16 protein-coding genes are annotated in these 16,954 nt (G+C 68.1%); 7 read left to right on the forward strand and 9 right to left on the reverse strand.

Annotated elements, in window-relative coordinates:
* Positions 1–10: 10 nt before the first annotated feature.
* Positions 11–1,321 carry a D-alanyl-D-alanine carboxypeptidase family protein gene (locus FB464_RS07195; RefSeq protein WP_142206637.1) on the reverse strand — a complete coding sequence of 437 codons (1,311 nt, stop codon included), beginning with the start codon at positions 1,319–1,321 and terminating at the stop codon, positions 11–13.
* A 915-nt stretch (positions 1,322–2,236) separates the two neighbouring features.
* Entirely contained in the window at positions 2,237–3,649 is a 1,413-nt protein-coding gene (locus FB464_RS07200; RefSeq protein WP_116414462.1) for a glucose-6-phosphate dehydrogenase, read from the reverse strand.
* A 141-nt stretch (positions 3,650–3,790) separates the two neighbouring features.
* On the opposite strand from FB464_RS07200, the gene FB464_RS07205 reads away from it, so the two are divergent.
* Together FB464_RS07205 and FB464_RS07210 are read left to right on the forward strand one after the other, a co-directional pair.
* The gene (locus FB464_RS07205) at positions 3,791–5,248 is read left to right on the forward strand and encodes an MDR family MFS transporter (protein WP_116414461.1); all 1,458 of its coding nucleotides are present in this window, start codon (positions 3,791–3,793) and stop codon (positions 5,246–5,248) included.
* A 130-nt stretch (positions 5,249–5,378) separates the two neighbouring features.
* Complete coding sequence (locus tag FB464_RS07210) at positions 5,379–6,305, forward strand: SPFH domain-containing protein (protein WP_116414460.1); 927 nt, start codon at positions 5,379–5,381, stop codon at positions 6,303–6,305.
* Positions 6,306–6,317: 12 nt separating this feature from the next.
* Here the strand turns inward: FB464_RS07210 and FB464_RS07215 are convergent, their stop codons facing one another.
* Positions 6,318–6,701: a hypothetical protein gene (locus FB464_RS07215; RefSeq protein ID WP_211327356.1), complete on the reverse strand. Its 384-nt coding sequence runs from the start codon at positions 6,699–6,701 to the stop codon at positions 6,318–6,320.
* A 110-nt stretch (positions 6,702–6,811) separates the two neighbouring features.
* Here FB464_RS07215 and FB464_RS07220 point away from each other — a divergent pair, with 110 nt between their 5' ends.
* The 3 genes from FB464_RS07220 to FB464_RS07230 all read left to right on the forward strand — a co-directional run bounded on the left by FB464_RS07220 (position 6,812) and on the right by FB464_RS07230 (position 10,180).
* On the forward strand, positions 6,812–8,119 hold the full coding sequence (locus FB464_RS07220; protein WP_116414459.1) for a helix-turn-helix domain-containing protein: 1,308 nt from the start codon (positions 6,812–6,814) through the stop codon (positions 8,117–8,119).
* 119 nt (positions 8,120–8,238) lie between these two features.
* On the forward strand, positions 8,239–9,762 hold the full coding sequence (exaC, locus tag FB464_RS07225; protein WP_116414458.1) for an acetaldehyde dehydrogenase ExaC: 1,524 nt from the start codon (positions 8,239–8,241) through the stop codon (positions 9,760–9,762).
* Between the two features lie 7 nt (positions 9,763–9,769).
* Positions 9,770–10,180, forward strand: a complete 411-nt coding sequence (locus FB464_RS07230; RefSeq protein ID WP_116414457.1) for a DUF779 domain-containing protein — start codon at positions 9,770–9,772, stop codon at positions 10,178–10,180.
* Positions 10,181–10,319: 139 nt separating this feature from the next.
* Here FB464_RS07230 and FB464_RS07235 read toward each other — a convergent pair whose 3' ends face one another.
* Both FB464_RS07235 and FB464_RS20180 read right to left on the reverse strand, forming a co-directional pair.
* Positions 10,320–10,712, reverse strand: a complete 393-nt coding sequence (locus FB464_RS07235) for a type II toxin-antitoxin system VapC family toxin (RefSeq protein ID WP_211327464.1) — start codon at positions 10,710–10,712, stop codon at positions 10,320–10,322.
* Entirely contained in the window at positions 10,712–11,221 is a 510-nt protein-coding gene (locus FB464_RS20180; protein ID WP_246092962.1) for a type II toxin-antitoxin system Phd/YefM family antitoxin, read from the reverse strand. Before FB464_RS20180 ends, FB464_RS07235 begins: the two co-directional genes overlap by 1 nt.
* 88 nt (positions 11,222–11,309) lie before the next feature.
* Here FB464_RS20180 and FB464_RS07245 point away from each other — a divergent pair, with 88 nt between their 5' ends.
* Positions 11,310–12,653 (forward strand): hypothetical protein, encoded by a 1,344-nt coding sequence (locus tag FB464_RS07245; protein ID WP_116414456.1) that lies wholly within the window; start codon positions 11,310–11,312, stop codon positions 12,651–12,653.
* Here the strand turns inward: FB464_RS07245 and FB464_RS07250 are convergent.
* The 3 genes from FB464_RS07250 to FB464_RS07260 are packed head-to-tail and all read right to left on the reverse strand — an operon-like array spanning position 12,643 to position 14,599.
* Positions 12,643–13,197 (reverse strand): hypothetical protein, encoded by a 555-nt coding sequence (locus FB464_RS07250; protein ID WP_116414455.1) that lies wholly within the window; start codon positions 13,195–13,197, stop codon positions 12,643–12,645. The two genes, FB464_RS07245 and FB464_RS07250, sit on opposite strands and share 11 nt — an antisense overlap.
* Positions 13,194–13,874: a hypothetical protein gene (locus FB464_RS07255; protein ID WP_116414454.1), complete on the reverse strand. Its 681-nt coding sequence runs from the start codon at positions 13,872–13,874 to the stop codon at positions 13,194–13,196. The genes FB464_RS07250 and FB464_RS07255 overlap by 4 nt, the downstream gene beginning before the upstream one ends.
* Positions 13,871–14,599 carry a hypothetical protein gene (locus tag FB464_RS07260; RefSeq protein ID WP_142206638.1) on the reverse strand — a complete coding sequence of 243 codons (729 nt, stop codon included), beginning with the start codon at positions 14,597–14,599 and terminating at the stop codon, positions 13,871–13,873. The genes FB464_RS07255 and FB464_RS07260 overlap by 4 nt, the downstream gene beginning before the upstream one ends.
* A gap of 79 nt (positions 14,600–14,678) precedes the next feature.
* On the opposite strand from FB464_RS07260, the gene FB464_RS07265 reads away from it, so the two are divergent.
* Positions 14,679–16,241 (forward strand): autotransporter outer membrane beta-barrel domain-containing protein, encoded by a 1,563-nt coding sequence (locus FB464_RS07265; RefSeq protein ID WP_116414452.1) that lies wholly within the window; start codon positions 14,679–14,681, stop codon positions 16,239–16,241.
* A gap of 47 nt (positions 16,242–16,288) precedes the next feature.
* Here the strand turns inward: FB464_RS07265 and FB464_RS07270 are convergent, their stop codons facing one another.
* On the reverse strand, positions 16,289–16,942 hold the full coding sequence (locus FB464_RS07270; protein ID WP_116414451.1) for a CatA-like O-acetyltransferase: 654 nt from the start codon (positions 16,940–16,942) through the stop codon (positions 16,289–16,291).
* Positions 16,943–16,954: the final 12 nt, after the last annotated feature.

The raw sequence follows: 16,954 nt of genomic DNA on the forward strand, positions 1-16,954 counted from the left end.
CGGAGCAGCGTCAGCCGGCGGCGGCGAGAGACAGCGGCGCCGTCAGTGTCGCGCCGCCGACCACGAAGGTCGCCTGCCCGACCGTCGCCTGCCCGACGGACGCGCCCGACGTGGCACGCGCGCCCGTCGAACCCGCCGATGCTGCTGCCACGGTGTCGGAGGGCAGGTCATCCAGAGCCACCGTCGACGTCACCGCCTCGTCGCCGAACACGACCGCTGACAGGGGGGCCGTCGCCACCGCGTCGACCACCCGCCCGTCGGAGAGCGTGTAGGTGCCGAACACCTGCCCCGCCTCCGCGAGCTGCACCTGGGCGAGACCCGCCCGGGCGCTGGCGAGCAGCGCGCGGGTCGATGCGAAGCGCGCATCCAGTGACGGCGTCGCCAGCACCACCGCCACCAGCGTCACCGGCTGGGCGCCCACCGGCACGACCGCCGAGGTCAGCAGGGTGAAGCCGGCGTAGCTCGTCGACCCGGTCTTCAGCCCGTCGACCCCGTCTTCGCCGAGCAGGATGTTCTGGTTCGCGATCGTGCCGAGATCGGGCTGGTCGTAGGTCGGCATGCCGGCGATCGCGACGAGCGCCGGGTTCGCGTGCGCGAGCGCCGCCACGTGCAGGAGGTCGGCCGTCGAGCTGGCGCTGCCCGGGTCCAGCCCGCTCGCATCGGCGAGCGTCGTCTGGGTGAGACCGTTCGCGGCCAGCCACGCGCGGGCCGCGGCCAGGTAGGCGTCTTCGGACCCGAACGCCCAGCGCGCCACGGACTCCGCGTAGTTGTTCGCGCTGGTCAGCAGGGTGATGGCGAGCGCATCGTGCAGGGTCACCTGCTGGCCGGAGTACATGGGTTCGGTGAACTGGTCCTCGGCCTCGACCTCCTCGGTGACATCGAGGTCGGCTTGGCCGAGCGTGATCGTCGGGCCCTGGTCGGCGCCGTCGGCCAACGGATGCTCGCCCAGCACCACGAGCGCCGTGATCACCTTCGTGATGCTCGCGATCGGCCGCGTGCCGGTGTCGCCGCCCTGTCCGAGTACGCGCACACTCCCGTCGGGCGCAGCGATCCCCACCGCTCCCGCCCCCACCTCCGGGAACTGCAGCGCGGCGGCCGCTCCCACCGGCACGTCGGCTGCCGTCGCCACGCCGACCACCGCAGCCGCGGTCGCCGCACTCGTCGCCGTCGCGCCTGACCCTCCCGCCGTGCACCCGGCGAGCAGCACCGCCATCGCGGCCGCCACCGCAGCGGCCCCCGCAGCCCCGCGCCGCCCCCGCGCAATCTGACCGCGCCCCTTCAGCTCCTGACGCCGGTCACTGTGCCCGAGGATCGACTTCACCCCGAAAGTCTACGTCGGCACGTCGAGTCCAGAAGTGCCCCCGGCGCGCCAACACTTTCTCATTCCGTCCGGGGCTCACTGTGGCATTCACGCAGGCATCCATAAGATGATATTTAATCATATACTGCCGGAGTGGCAAAAAAAATTGCCCCGGCGCGCCAACGCTTTCACGTTTCGTCCGGGGCTTACCTCTCAAGCTTAGCAAACCTCATAATCCAGATGCAACCGGAACGAGTTTCGTGAGTACCGTCGACAACATCGAGGCCACTCTCGGACCAGAACGCTTCGCAACCTATCTCCTTGCATGCCGCGGAGACGCACTACGCGCTTCGCGGCTCTATGCCTGGAACGTCGAGGCATCCGGAAGCCTCTGGGGTAGCTTCCATATCCTGGAAGTGGCAACTCGGAATGCCATGTGCCGAGCACTGCGCGAGCATTTTGGGCAAGCCGATTGGTGGCAGTTGGCGCCACTGACCAAGGAGGATCGTCGCCGAGTCGACTCCGTGACAGGGGTTCTTCGGACACGACATAAGAAAGCACCTGTCGCTGGGCAGGTCATTGCCGAACTGACACTGGGATTCTGAACGGGTCTCGTCGCAAACAAGTACCACGCGAATCTGTGGCAACCATCGCTCTCAGACGTCTTCCGCGACTTCCCCGGCCGCCGAGCGGAGGTGCACTCAGGCTTGGAACGTCTGAGGAAACTCCGAAATCGGGTCGCACACCACGAGCCCGTCATTGGGCGAGATCTGTACTTCGATCATGCTCTACTACTCACGCTCCTTGCGGCAGTCGCACCGGAAGCAGAACGACTCGTCAGAGCGCGATCACGGGTCCCTCAGATCCTGGGAGGACGCGAGGCTACCCTGGCCGGCGACCGCTCCGTGCAATTCTGAGCGGCGCCTCTGAGGCGGGCTACTCCGTCACGTCGCGCGACCAGCCGTGCGGGCCCTGCGAGCCGGCCGGGTACTCCTCGAGGGGCACGTCGCCGCGCTTCCAAGCGTTCACCACCGGTGCGACGATCCGCCAGCACGTCTCGGCGACGTCGCCCCGGATCGAGAGGGTCGGGTCGTTGCCCAGAACACCGCGCATCACTTCGCCGTAGGCCGTCAGCGGCGAGGGCTCGAGGGTCGTCGCCAGGTCGTGGCGCGCGAGGCTGAACGGATCCCCGTCACCGTTCAACGTCAGCTCGAAGGTGAGGGTCGGCGGGCGCAGCCCGACGACGATCCGCTCCGGCGACGCCGACCCGGTCAGGCCCGACGGCACGAAACCGACCGGCTTCAGCGTCAGCACGACCTGCTTCACCGGCTCACCGATCGCCTTGCCCGACCGCAGCACGAACGGAACCCCCGACCAGCGCCGGGTGTTCACCTCGACCACCATCTCGGCGAGCGTCTCGGTCTCCCGCGAGGGATCCACGCCCTCCTCCGATGCGTAGGCCGGCATCTTCCGCGTTCCCACGGTGCCGGCCCCGTAGCGCGCCCGGCGGCTGACGGCATCCGTTCCCGGCAGCATCGGCGCGCCCGACCAGACCGAGGTCGCCCGCAGCACCGCCGCCGTCGCCGCCCGGAAGTCGACGGGATCGACCCGCGTCGGCGCCTCCATCGCCACGATCGACAGCACCTGCAGCAGGTGCGACTGCAGCATGTCGATCAGGGCACCCGACGTGTCGTAGTACCCGGCACGCCCCTCCAGCCCCAGGTCTTCGTCGTAGATGATCTCGACCTTCTCGACGTTCTGGTTGTTCCAGATCGGCTCGACGAGCCGGTTCACGAACCGGAGGCCCAGGATGTTGAGCACCGTCGACATGCCGAGGAAGTGGTCGACCCGGTGGATCTGCTCCTCGGGCACCAGTTTCAGCAGGTGCCGGTTGAGCGTGGCGGCACTCCGCGAGTCCGACCCGAAGGGCTTCTCGAGGGCGAACACCGTCCCGTCGGGCAGGTCGACCGAAGCCATCGTCTGGATGACCTTCGAGACGATCGCGGGAGGCAGGGCGAAGTAGATCACCAGCGAACCCTCGACGCTCCCGAGGATGCTCATGAGATCATCCTTCGACGTCGGATCACCGACCACGTACTCGGCGGACTCGATGAGGGCCCGCGCCGTGGCACCCTTCGCCTCGACCCCGTCGAATGCCGTCTTCACCGTCTTCTGCCACTCGTCGCGGCTCCGCTCCGACCGGCCGGAACCGATGATGCGAAGACCCGAGATCAGGTCGCGGTCGGCTTCCACTCCCCCGCCCACCAGGCTGCCGAGGCCCGGCAGCAGGAGTCGTTCGGTGAGGTCACCGCTGGCACCGAGAATGAGGAGGGTCTTCGACGTCGTCATACTTCGAGCGTACTTCCCGGAGCGCCGGCCCGGCCGGGGCCTGCGAACCCGGCGCCCGTCGGTTACCCTGTAGCCCGGCCGCCGGGCGAAGTTGTGTGACGGCAAGGAAATATCCGACAGCGCCCCATACTTGAGGTACTCATGAGCACGAAGAGCGAACCGGGCACGAACCCGCACAGGCACGGCGTCGGTTTCCGCTCCGAACGGGGGCCGCTCCTCGTCGCGCTGATGCTCGCCACCGGCCTGGTCGCGATCGACGCGACCATCCTCGCCACCTCCGTGCCCTCGATCGTCGGTGATCTCGGGGACTTCTCGCAGTTCCCCTGGCTGTTCTCGATCTACCTGCTCGCCCAGGCGGTCTCGGTGCCGGTCTACGCGAAACTCAGCGACACGCTGGGTCGGAAGCCGCTGATCCTGTTCGGCATCGGCCTGTTCCTTCTCGGCTCGATCCTCTGCGGCCTGGCCTGGAGCATGCCGGCGCTCATCGTGTTCCGCGTCATCCAGGGCCTCGGTGCAGGGGCGGTCCAGCCGATCGCCGTCACCATCGCCGGCGACATCTACACCGTGGAGGAGCGCGCCAAGGTGCAGGGCTATCTCGCGAGCGTCTGGGCCATCGCCTCGGTGGCCGGACCCCTGCTCGGCGGGCTGTTCTCCGAGTTCCTGTCCTGGCGCTGGATCTTCTTCGTCAACATCCCGCTCTGCATTGTTGCGGGGTGGATGATCGTGACCCACTTCCACGAGAAGATCGAGAAGACGAAGCACCGCATCGACTACGCGGGCTCAGCCGTTCTCACCGTGGCGCTCAGCGCCCTCATCCTCGCCGTGCTCGAAGGCGGGGAAGCCTGGGCGTGGGACTCCCCCGCGAGCATCGGCGCCTTCGCCTTCGGCGGGCTGATGCTCGTCGTGTTCGTCTTCGTCGAGCGGCACGCAGCGGAGCCCGTGCTGCCGCTCTGGGTTTTCTCCCGCCGACTGCTCCTGACCACCACCCTGATCTCGCTCGGGGTCGGGGCGATCCTCCTCGGTGTGACCTCCTTCGTGCCGACCTTCCTCGAGGGCGCCCTGCACATCACTCCGCTCGTCTCGGGCCTCGCCGTCGCCGCGATCACGCTGGGCTGGCCGCTCGCCGCCTCGCAGTCGGGCCGCCTGTATCTCCGGATCGGGTTCAAGCGCACCATCCTGATCGGAATGGTGCTGGCCGTTCTCGGAGCGCTCAGCCTCTCGTTCACCGCCGGGCGACCCGACCTCCTCGTCGTCGCTGCCAGCTGTTTCGTGATCGGCCTCGGCCTCGGCCTCGTCGCCACACCCTCCCTCATCGCCGCCCAGTCGAGCGTTCCCTGGGAGGAGCGCGGCGTGGTCACCGGCACCAACTTCTTCGCCCGTTCGATCGGCAGCGCGGTCGGGGTGGCCGTGTTCGGTGCCATCGCGAACGGCATCTACGCCGGGCACCCGGGGGGCGAGAGCGATCCGGCCACGGTCGCGGTGGCCTCCGGTGCCGCCTTCGTCGCGGTGCTGGTGTGCGCCGTCGCCACCGTCGCCGCTGCGGCTGCGATGCCGGATGCCCGACTGCGCTCCGACGGACGCGTGGCCACTGCGGGTTAGAGCCCGTCCGCGTCGTCTGCATCATCGGGTTGACCGGCTCCCTGACGGTGACGTCGCCGGCCTCATCGCGTGCGCTGACCGCCCGCTCATGATAATCTCTCATTTTCTGCTGAGCTGCGAGAGGTGTCCTATGGCGAAAGTGCCCCGGTCCACGACAGAGGAGCCGGTCCCCGTCGGTCACGATGGCGTGCGGGTCGACATCACCGAATCCACCGCTGCATCTCTTCCGGGCGGCGCCGGGTTGGCTCTGTGCGCTCTTCTGCTTTTGGTGGGGATGATCATCCTGACCCTGTTCACCAGGGCGGCGGAAGGTTTCGTCTTCCTGCTCGTTGCCGGAATCCTTCTGGTCGCCACGTCCTTCGTCGTCGTGCAGCCGGGCCAGACCAAGGTCGTCCAGTTCTTCGGTCGCTACATCGGCACGGTGCGACGAACGGGCCTCTCTGTCGTCGTGCCCCTATCGACGCGGCGGAACGTGAGCGTTCGCGTGCGTAACTTCGAGACCAGCCGCCTCAAAGTCAACGACGCAGACGGGAGTCCAGTCGAAATCGCGGCGATCGTCGTGTGGCAGGTGGCCGACACGTCGAAGGCGACCTACGCCGTCGACAACTACGTCGACTTCGTGTCGGTTCAGGCAGAGTCGGCTCTTCGCCACATCGCCACCACGCACCCTTACGACGGCTCGGAATCAGGCGGCACCTCACTCCGCGGATCGACCGACCAGGTGGCCGATGAACTGGCGCACGAGGTGGCGGTGCGGGTGTCCCTCGCCGGCGTGGAGATCATCGAGGTGCGCATCAGCCACCTCGCATACGCAGCGGAGATCGCCCAGGCGATGCTTCGTCGCCAACAGGCGAATGCCGTCGTCGCTGCTCGGAAACGCATCGTCGAGGGTGCCGTCGGCATGGTCGGAATGGCACTCACTGAGCTCAGGGAGCAGAACATCGTGGAACTCGACAGCAGGGCCACGGCCACGATGGTGGGCAATCTCATGGTCGTGCTGTGCAGTGATCAGCCCGCGTCGCCCGTCATCACCACCGGAACGATCCCTGAGAAGTGATCGCCCCCGCCGTCACAAGCCGTCCAGACCTTCCTCCGTCTTGTCGGCCGATTCGGCGTCCGGCTCCTGGTGGTGGCGTCGCCGACGGTCCTCCTCGAACTCCGGCAGGAACGTCAGCACGAACAGCATGATCAGCAGCGCGAAGATGATCAGCGCTGCCAACAGGTCGCTCAGCTGGAACGGGTAGACCCTGCCGTCGATCGACAACACGAGCACCGTCTCGATTAGCGCGAAGACGATGAAGAACACCCCCATCAGGGTGCGCGTGCGCCGCTGGTTGTTGCCGCGCTTGTGGATCTTGGTCCGCCGAAGTTCCACCATCAGGGCGAGCAGGATGATCGGCAGGATCTGCGACAGGGCCGTGGCGGTGTCGATGTCGAAAAGCCTGATGATCATGCGAAAACCCTACTGGCAGCGCGGCCTGCCGTTTTCTCAGGCGCGGCCCGTGTGTTGCGCGTATTCTGAGAACCTCCCCACCCGGGCAGATCAGCGACGATCGGAGCACAGTGGCCGGCAGCGGTTATCCCGACACACGCGGCCTCACCGAGCGGGCGCACGACGTGATCGTCGGCACCGGGCTCTCGCACGTAGCCGGCGTGCGCCGCCTCGTCGAGGAGTCCTGGCAGCGGTCGCTCCAGTCGAACCTCGACCCCGACCGCCTGGCCCCCGCGTTCGACCTCGACGACGAGGCGCTCCGCCAGTATCGCAGTGAGCACCCGCTCGCGCTGGTGCTGCCGGTCATCCACCGCCTGCTGATCGCGCACACCTTCGAACGCGGCCTCATTGTCGCGATCGGCGACCAGGCCGGCCGGCTGCTCTGGATCGATGGCGACCGCGACCTCCGTCGCCGCGCCGAGGGCATGGCCTTTGTCGAGGGTGCCAACTGGTCGGAGCGGGTCGTCGGCACGAGCGCGCCCGGCACCGCGCTGGCGCTCGACCACAGCATCCAGATCGGCGGGGCGGAGCACTTCAACCGTATCGTGCACCCGTGGAGCTGCACAGCGGTGCCGGTGCACGACCCGTCCTCGGGCGATGTGCTCGGCGTCATCGACATCACCGGCGGCGACGATGCCGTCTCCCCCGTCACCCTGCCCCTGCTCGAAGCTGCGGTGGCTGCCGCTGAAGCGGAGCTGCGCATCCACCAGCTGACGCCCGCGCGGTCGCACCGCACACCGCGGCCCGCCGCCCCCTCTCCCGTGCAGCAGCGGGTGACGGATGCCCCGCTCCTCAGTGTGCTCGGCCGGGAGGTCGCACGGCTCGACTTCGGCGGTCGCAGCATCGAGTTGAGCGCGCGGCACTCCGAGATCCTGACCCTGCTCGCCTGGAACCGGCACGGGCTGTCGGCCGAGCAACTCGCCCAGAAGCTCTATATCGCCGACAACTCGGTTGCCACGCTCCGGGCCGAGATGGTGCGCCTCCGGGCGGTGCTCGTCGACCTCGACCCTTCCCTCGAGCCGCTCTCGCGGCCCTACCGCCTGCCGGTGCCGTTCGAGCTCGACGCGCACCGCGTGCTGGCCTTCCTCGAGCGCGGCGCCCACCGCGTGGCCCTCGGTGCGTACGCGGGCGAGGTGCTCGCGGGGTCGAAGGCACCCGGTGTCGTCGAGATCCGGCGCGAGGTGAGCGCCAACGTGCGCGAGTCGCTGCTGACGGATGCCTCGGCCGACGTTCTGCTGGGCTACGCCCGCTCCGACGAGTGCGCCTATGACCGCGACGTCTGGCTGGCCTGCCTGAGACGCCTGCCCGCGCATTCGCCGAAACGGGCATCCGTGGTCTCGCGGATCGAGCACATCGAGGCGGAACTCGCGGGGCCCTGAGCGACCGCGGCTGCTCGCAATCTTTCGCAACCTGCCCGCAACCTTCCCCTGCGTAACGTCAGGCTCGGAGGACGCATCCGTGCCTCCTGAGAAGACAACGACGTCGAAGGATCACCGAAATGACGATCTACGCAGCCCCCGGAACACCGGACGCGAAAGTCACATTCAAACCACGCTACGAGCACTGGATCTGCGGCGAGTGGACCAAACCCGTCAAGGGCCAGTACTTCGAGGACATCTCCCCCGTGAACGGCAAACCGTTCGCCGAGGTCGCCCGCGGCACCGCCGAAGACATCGAGAAGGCTCTGGATGCCGCGCACAGCGCCGCGCCCGCCTGGGGCAAGACCTCCCCCGCCGACCGCGCCGCCGTGCTCAACAAGATCGCCGACGTCATCGACGCGAACCTCGAACTGCTTGCGGTCGCCGAGACGTGGGACAACGGCAAGCCGATCCGCGAACCGCTGAACGCCGACCTGCCGCTCGCGTCGGACCACTTCCGCTATTTCGCCGCCGCCATCCGCGCGCAGGACGGCGACCACGCCGAGCTCGACAACGACACCGTCGCGTACCAGTTCCACGAGCCGCTCGGTGTCGTGGGCCAGATCATCCCGTGGAACTTCCCCATCCTGATGGCCGTCTGGAAGCTCGCCCCCGCGATCGCGGCCGGCAACACGGTGGTGCTGAAGCCTGCTGAGCAGACCCCGGTGTCGATCCTCGTGCTCATGGAGCTCATCGGCGACATCCTGCCGCCCGGGGTGATCAACGTCGTCAACGGCTTCGGCGTCGAAGCCGGCAAGCCGCTCGCGTCGAGCCCGCGCATCCGCAAGATCGCCTTCACCGGTGAGACCAGCACGGGCCGCCTCATCTCGCAGTACGCTTCGGCGAACCTCATCCCCGTCACGCTGGAGCTCGGCGGCAAGTCGCCGAACATCTTCTTCTCGGATGTCGCCGATCAGGATGATGCGTTCTACGACAAGGCGCAGGAGGGTTTCACGCTCTTCGCCTTCAACCAGGGCGAGGTCTGCACCTGCCCGAGCCGCGCGCTCATCCAGAAGCCGATCTACGACTCGTTCCTCGACACTGTGACCGCCCGCACCGCCAAGGCCGTGCAGGGCAACCCGCTCGACACCGACACCCAGGTCGGTGCGCAGGCGTCGAACGACCAACTCGAGAAGATCCTCAGCTACCTCGACATCGGCAAGCAGGAGGGCGCAAAACTCCGTCTCGGCGGCGAGCGCGCCGACCTCGGCGGGGACCTGTCGGAGGGCTACTACGTGCAGCCCACCATCTTCGAAGGCCACAACAAGATGCGCATCTTCCAGGAGGAGATCTTCGGCCCGGTCGTCGCTGTGACCTCGTTCGACGACTACGACGACGCGATCTCCATCGCGAATGACACGCTCTACGGCCTCGGTGCTGGCGTCTGGTCGCGGAACGGCACGACCGCCTACCGGGCGGGCCGCGACATCCAGGCCGGCCGGGTGTGGATCAACAACTACCACGCCTACCCCGCCGGTGCCGCGTTCGGTGGGTACAAGAGCTCGGGCATCGGACGGGAGAACAACAAGCTCGCGCTCGACCACTACCAGCAGACCAAGAACCTGCTGGTGTCGTACAGCGACAACGCCCTCGGCTTCTTCTAAACCGCCGATGCCTGTCGATGCCGCGGTGACGCTCCCGCATGAGACGCAGTCGCGCGTCGCGCTGGCCGATGTCAGCGTCTCGCTTCTGCGAAAGCTGTGGGAGCAGTACGGCCCGCTGATGTTCCACCAGTCGGGTGGATGCTGCGACGGCAGTTCCCCGATGTGCTACCCGGCCGGGGACTTCATCACCTCCGACGCCGACGTGCTCCTCGGAGTGCTCGACATCGCCCCGGCCGGTGGCGCCTCGCAACCGATCGACTTCTGGATGTCGGCCGAGCAGTTCGCATACTGGAGCCACACCCACCTCACGATCGACGTGGTGAAGGGTCGCGGCAGCGGATTCTCGGTGGAGGCGCCGGAGGGCGTGCGGTTCCTGATCCGCTCGAAACTGATGGATTCGGCACTCCCCTTCGAGTAACCGCGTCCCTCCCGTCACCGAATCGGCGGCCACAGCCCGATCCTCCGCGCTATCTGCGCCGGATCCGGCTGGGGCCGCCGATTGCGTTCTGTGCCACCCCGGCCGCAGCGCGTCTCAACTCAGCGCGGCTCGGCGGGGCTCAGCCCCACACCACCCGCAGACCGCCGAGCTCGGCGAAGGCGCGATCAGCGGTCACGAGCACAGCGTTCTCGACGATCGCCTGGGCGGCGAGCATCCGGTCGAACGGATCGCGGTGCGCCCAGTCGAGTTGGGCGGTCACCAGCGCATGCTCGGTCGTGACCGGCAACTCGGTCGCCCTCAACGTCTCCAGATGGTGCGGCAAGGCGGCGAGGAACGGCCCCGCTTCCGGAAAGTGGCCCTTTCGGAACTTGATCCCGAGCTCCAACGGCGTGACGGCCGACACCAAGACCGCGTTCTTGATGTCTGCGAGCAGTTCTCGTGCCGCGAAAGGGATCCGGTCTGGTTCTCGGATCGCCCAATATGCCGCATGGGTGTCGAGCAAAAGGCGCATCACGCCCCCCACTCGGCGAGCTCTTCTTCGGTCATCGGCTCCCAGAACGACTCGGGCAAGGGCGGACCCGGGGCAAATCCGAGCTCCCGTCGGGGCGCAGGCTCGACCGGCCGCAGCGTCGCGATGGGCTTTCCGCCACGGGCCAGGATGAATTCCTCCCCGCGCTCCACCCGGCTCAGGATCTCCGACAGTCGTGTCTTGGCATCCTGCACATTCAGCATCTCGGTCATGTTGACCAACTCTAGTTGGTCAACCATCACTCCCACCAGAACCGCCAGAGGTGCGATCCGACCAGTCGTGGCACATACGGCCTCGGTCCATCCGAGCTCGGCCAGGCAGTCGGAGGGTTTCGCTGCCGGAATCAGCGCCGGCCTCGCGCCTTCGAAGCCAGCACCGTCGTGATCATCACAGCCGACGAGGCGCAGAAACGCTTCGTCGTCCCTCTCATCACCGATGGTCAGCTCTCCGGACCGATCCCGCACGATCTCGGTAGCAGAGCAGGCCGCCACGGTGAACTGTGTACACAGGCGCCAATCACGCAGTTGGGGAGGAGAAGAGCGCGAGCGGAGCGGAGCGGCGCGGCGCTACGCTGAGCAGGTGTTCTCGATCCTGTCCCGCACACTCCAGCTCGTGGCGGCCCGCTGGCCGCAGCTGCTGGCGTGGTACCTCGCGGGCTGGCTCGCGCGGTACCTGCTGATCGAGCTCGCCGCGTTCTTCGGGGCCACCAGCGCCCTCGTCGGCCTGATGATCATGCCGCTCGCCATCCTGGCCCGCCTCGGCAGCTACATCGCCATGTTCCTGACGCTCCGGCCGGCGCTCCCCGGCTTCGTGAGCCTCCGCGAGCGCGGCGAGGACGCGGTCGACCGCACCACGAGCGGCCGAGCATCCGGCCCGCGAACGCGCCTGTACGACATCCTGCTGGTGACCATCCTCCCGTTCTTCGCGTTCTACGCCGCCTGGCAGCTGCTCGCCGACGACACCCAGCAGTACGCTCAGGCGGCCCTGAAGAACATCAACTTCTTCGACGGCGCGCACTCCGGAGGTGTGCTCGCGATCGAGGTCAGCCCGTACTCGATCGGCGCGATCGTCGTCGCGTTCGCCGGCCGCTTCCTCATCAAGCGCTACAGCGACAGGCTCCCGCGCTGGACGAACCTGGTCGCCGTCTACCTCGAAGCCGTCTGGGTCTACCTGACGCTCTTCCTCATCACGACCTACCAGCAGGACTTCCAGACCTGGCTCGCCGACCGCCAGGCGATGCGCTGGCTCGACGATCTGCGGCAGAGCATCGTCGGATTCTTCTCGCCCTTCGAGACGATCTACGCCGCTGTGCAGTGGGCGATCAACGAGACCGGCGGACTGGTGCTGCTGCCGCTCGCCTGGCTCACCCTCGCCGGCATCGTCTACGGGCGGGCGCTCGTGGCCCCGCGGTTCCGTCTGAGGGAGCCGCGCCTCCGCGCCTACGAGACGGCCCGGCAGCGTTTCGACGCCCTCCCGACGTTCGTCAGTTCCCGCCTGAAGGATCTCGGCTCGGACTGGGCCGGCCGCTGGCGCCCCTTCGCGGATGCCCTGCTGCTCATCTGGCGCGCAGGAGTCGTGCCCATGGGGATCTTCATCCTCGCGTACACCGTGCTCCAGAGCGCCACCGCCTGGCTCGACCTCGCGGGCGTGCGGCTCATCGGCCCGCACGACCTCAACTCGTGGTGGATGAACTTCGACCAGCTGCTCAGCTTCGTCGTCGATGTCATCGTCGAACCGCTGCGGCTCTGCCTCGTGGCGGCGGCCTACAACTTCTGCCTGGTCGCGCTCGGCGAGCGGCGCGAGGTGGCGGCTGCGGCGGATGCCGCGGGCACGGCTGCCGCGGGCACGGCGGCGGCTGGCACGGCCGCGGCGCAGCCTGCGGGCACGTCCGCTCCGGATGCCGCGGGCACCCCTACAGCCTGAGCGAGAGGTACCGCGGCAGTTGGTCGCCCACCTCGAGGTGCATTGCGAGTGCGCTGTCGACCGTGCTCGGGATCACGAACAGCGCCTCGAGCTGGTATGGCGAAGTGAGGTCGGTCGTGCATCCGGACTCCACGCCCTCCGCACCCTCATAGTCGATCGGGTCGAAGGCGGCATCGCCCCAGTTCCGGGCCAGCTCGCCGCCGCCCTGTTCCTCGAGGCGCAGCTCGCAGTAGGGCGACGCGCCGTTCTCGTCGAGCTCGCGCGGGGTGACGTCGACCGTGACGACCACGAGGTCGCTGCCGGCAGGCAGGCGCGCGGCCTCCCCCTCCGGGCTCGTGGACGCGATGCGCCGGGTGCTGTCGACCCGCCAGCCGGTACCGGCGAAGTCGGCCTCCGCGCCGGAGTCGACGACCACGGGCTGGCTCGGCCTGCTCGAGTAGTACCGCACCCATTCGTTCGAGAACGTCACGCCGAGCGTCGCCGGCACGAGCACCACGACGGCGACGAGGGCGATCGCGTTCCGGCGCAGCCAGCCCCCGGTCATCCGATGCCCCAGACCGGCTTGTCAGTGGTGACGGAGGCCTCGCGTGGCAGGGCGGCCAGGTCGATCGGAACCACGACCATCGAATCGGTGCGCGGATCGTCGTTCGCCGCCAGCTGGATCTCGGCCCCGCGGGCGTCGTCCCCCGCCACCGCATCCTCCGGAACCTCGAACATCAGCGGCCCGGTCTGCGGCAGCCCGACGCTCAGCACCGCACCCTCGATGGTGGCCTGGTCCGGGCGTTCGGATGCTCCGTAGAGCGTGTCGCCGATCTTCAGTTGCGCGGTGCCGAGGCTGACCCCGTAGTCGGTGAGCACGGCCTCGACACGGGCATCCACGACCACCCAGACGCCCGAGGTCTCCCCCGACCATCCGTTGCTCGCGGTCACCGCGTCGGCGACCCGCACGTCGGTGACGGTCGCCTGGATGTTGCGTCCCGTCAGCGTCTGGCCGACCGGGCCGGTCACGGGGATGGCGGCCTGCCACTGCTCCTCGGTGGGCGCGGTGTGCAGCACGATGCCGGCGACGACGAGGAAGACGACGAGCAGGGCACCGTTCAGCACATGCCGCCAGGGCGGGGTGCGAGGCTTGGCGGGTGTGGTGGCGCCTTCTGCGGCGAGGGTCTCGGCACCGGATGTCGCGCCAGCACCCTCACGTGCGGCCGGGGTCTCGCCGCTCACGATGTCGGCTCCGCGGTCGGGGTCGGACTCGCAGCCGGGCCCGTGTTCGCGCCCTGGTCCGTGTTCGCACTCTGGTCCGTGTTCGCGCCTGCGCCCACATCCTTCAGCGGAACCGTCGCGAATGCCGCCAGGTACGGATCCTCGTACCGGGCGCCGAAGGTGACGAACCCGCCCGCCGCGTACACCTTGTCGTAGATGTCGACCCGCACGTCACCCGGGCCGACCGTCGCGGTGTCCGCGACCTGCCAGACGTAGGCGAGCTCGATCGGAACGCGCGGTTGCAGTCGCGGCGCCTTCGTACCATCGCTGATCACGACGACGTCGTCGGGCGGGGTATCCGACTGGATGCCCTCCACCCCGACCGGCCGCAGATTGTCTGCCGCGCCGATGTTGTCGTAGGTCGTGACCGGCCGGTCCCAGACGTTCTCCACCGTCGCAATCACGACGAACAGGCGTTTTCCGTCGTCTGGCGTGATGTTCTGCTCGGGGAACCCATCGATGAGCACGGCCCTCGAAACCGTGATGCGGAGCTGAGCCCCGCTGTAGGCCGAACCGGCCTGAACCTCCGGAAGGGCATCCGCCGCCACCGCGTTCAGCCCGCCGAACGCCGCCGACCCCGCAAGGAACAGCGCAACGACCGCCGTGACCAGCCACTTCGTCGGCACCTTGCCCGAGAGCGAGGTCACGCGCGTTCGCCAGTTCGCTCCGCCCCCGGGTTCCGTCACATCCCCAGCGTAGCCGCCCCGGGAGCAGTAATCTGGCCCCATCAATTCGTGAAAGACCTTACGTTCAAAGGAGTGCGTCATGTCAGAGAACCGTCACACCAGTACCGAAGGCACGGAGTCGGAGTCGACCTCGTTCGAAAGGCGGTTCCCCCGCCGGATGCTCTTCGCCACGGCCGCCGCGGGAGCCGCCGGTGTCGCCGCAGGCACGGCCGCGACATCCGCGGCGCCGGCCGTCGCCGCACCCGGTACGACGGCATGGATGCTCGGCGGAAACAGCACCGTCGCCAGTACGAACTTCCTCGGCCCGACGAACAGCGGAGCCAACCTCGTCTTCAAGACGAAAGTCAGCGTCGCGACAGGCGTCACAGAGAAGATGCGGTTGACGTCGGTGGGCCGGCTCGGCCTCGGGGTCACCGATCCGCAGGCGAGGCTCGACGCGGTCAGCAGCACGGTCGGGCTGAAGGGCACCTGCACCAGCACGACTTCGGCCGGTCGTGGAGTCGTCGGTACGGCATCCGGCGGCTACGGCGTCTACGGACTCTCGTCGAACGGGTACGGGGTCTGGGGCGAATCGAGCGGCAATGTCGGTGTCTTCGGCAAGGGTTCGTACACGGGGGTGTGGGCCAGGGGCACCAGCTACGGCCTCATCGGCACAGACGGCACCTACGGCGGATACCTCAACGGCAGCTCCTACGGGTTGTATGCCTCGGGACCCGTCGGCGTCTACGCCAGCGGTACCACAAGCGGTGTCCACGGCGAGGGGGCGACCGGTGTGGAGGGCAAGGGCAGCTCGACCGGCGTCTACGGCAGCGGCCCCACCGGTGTGAGCGGCTACTCGGCCGACCCGAACGGCAACGCGGTCTACGGGGGTGGCGGGCAGTATGGTGTGCACGGCGTCAATGGACGAACCGCGGGGGTGCGAGGCGACTCGAACTACGTGGGCGTCTGGGCGCAGGCACCGACCTTCGCTCTCTACGCCGAGTCGACGGCCGCGGCCGACGGCAACTACGCCATCTTCGCAAAAGCCACGGCCCCCGCGTACGCTGTCTTCGCGCAGGGGAACGCCCACGTCAACGGGACGCTCTCGAAGGCCGCCGGGTCGTTCAGGATCGACCATCCTCTCGACCCCGACAACAAGTGGCTCAGCCACTCCTTCGTCGAGTCACCCGACATGATGAACGTCTACAACGGCAACGTGACGACGGATGGCAGCGGGAACGCCACCATCGACCTGCCGTCGTACTTCTCTGCACTCAATCGGGACTTCCGCTACCAGTTGACGGTGATCGGCACCTTCGCGCAGGCCATCGTCTCCCAGAAGGTCGACGGCAACCGCTTTTCGATCAAGACCGACAAGCCGAAGATCGAGGTCTCCTGGCAGGTGACGGGCATCCGCAAGGACGACTACGCACAAGACAACCCGATCGTGGTCGAGACGACGAAAGACAAGACCGAAGCGGGCACCCGGCAGTACGTTGCGGCGAATGCGGGCGCGCGATCCAGCGCGAAAGTCTGGCAACCGGGCCCCGGCGCCCCGACCGATTCGACGGCGCCGGTCACCCCCGCCGACGCCGGGAAGCCGGAGGCTCCCACGCAGCGCCCGCTCGCGAAAGCGGAGGCGGTCGACCCGCTGGCGCCCTGACGCGGGTGCGGGTGCGGGTGGCGGGCGCCGGGCGCGTCACCCGCTCGTCAGAGCCACCCCGGATCGGCCAGCAGCGCCTCGAACTCGGAGACGAACCGCGAGGCGTGGAACCCGTCGATCGCGGCATGGTTCACCTGCAGCGCGAGCGGCAGGAATGTGCGGTCGTCCCGCTCGACGTAACGTCCGAGCGTGAAGATCGGCAGCAGGTGGTCGACGCCGCCCCGCGTCTGGATGTGCAGCGCACTGAAAGACGTGCGCGGCAGGCTTGACACGTCGAAGACGTCGGCCGGTGGCTCGCCCCGCGGGAAGAGGCTGTTCGCGGTCCGGTGTTCCTGCAGCAGGGCGGCCACAGCGTCGTGGAACGCGCCGAAGTCGGGGTCGTATGCCGCCCACAGCACTGCGAAGATCTCGAGCCCGGGGTTGAACACGGTGAACGATGGATGCAGCGCGGGCCACGTTGCCGGATCGCCATCCGGTGTCAGCGCCATGCGAAACTCGTCGTGCCGGTTGACGATGCTGGCGAGCGCCCAGAGCTGTGCGATGTACGTCTTGCGGCCGGACGCGCGCAGAACTTCGACGAAGGCGGTCACATCGACTTCCACCGTCATCGACCACGAGCACGGCACCTGCTCGCGGTAGTACACGAAGTGCTCGCGCCGCGGCCAGGTGGCGAGGTCGATCGGGACGGGTGTGTTCTCCATCTGTCCCCTCGG

It is taken from the genome of Subtercola boreus (assembly GCF_006716115.1).
In the GTDB taxonomy this organism is placed as follows: domain Bacteria; phylum Actinomycetota; class Actinomycetes; order Actinomycetales; family Microbacteriaceae; genus Subtercola; species Subtercola boreus.

What these genes read in the sequence shown, in the direction of transcription:
- FB464_RS07215 (WP_211327356.1), bottom strand. Translation starts at nt 6,701, where the DNA reads ATGATCATCAGGCTTTTCGACATCGACACCGCCACGGCCCTGTCGCAG.
- FB464_RS07250 (WP_116414455.1), bottom strand. Translation starts at nt 13,197, where the DNA reads ATGACCGGGGGCTGGCTGCGCCGGAACGCGATCGCCCTCGTCGCCGTC.
- FB464_RS07265 (WP_116414452.1), top strand. Translation starts at nt 14,679, where the DNA reads ATGTCAGAGAACCGTCACACCAGTACCGAAGGCACGGAGTCGGAGTCG.
- FB464_RS07205 (WP_116414461.1), top strand. Translation starts at nt 3,791, where the DNA reads ATGAGCACGAAGAGCGAACCGGGCACGAACCCGCACAGGCACGGCGTC.
- FB464_RS07210 (WP_116414460.1), top strand. Translation starts at nt 5,379, where the DNA reads ATGGCGAAAGTGCCCCGGTCCACGACAGAGGAGCCGGTCCCCGTCGGT.
- FB464_RS07235 (WP_211327464.1), bottom strand. Translation starts at nt 10,712, where the DNA reads ATGCGCCTTTTGCTCGACACCCATGCGGCATATTGGGCGATCCGAGAA.
- exaC (WP_116414458.1), top strand. Translation starts at nt 8,239, where the DNA reads ATGACGATCTACGCAGCCCCCGGAACACCGGACGCGAAAGTCACATTC.
- FB464_RS07200 (WP_116414462.1), bottom strand. Translation starts at nt 3,649, where the DNA reads ATGACGACGTCGAAGACCCTCCTCATTCTCGGTGCCAGCGGTGACCTC.
- FB464_RS07270 (WP_116414451.1), bottom strand. Translation starts at nt 16,942, where the DNA reads ATGGAGAACACACCCGTCCCGATCGACCTCGCCACCTGGCCGCGGCGC.
- FB464_RS07230 (WP_116414457.1), top strand. Translation starts at nt 9,770, where the DNA reads ATGCCTGTCGATGCCGCGGTGACGCTCCCGCATGAGACGCAGTCGCGC.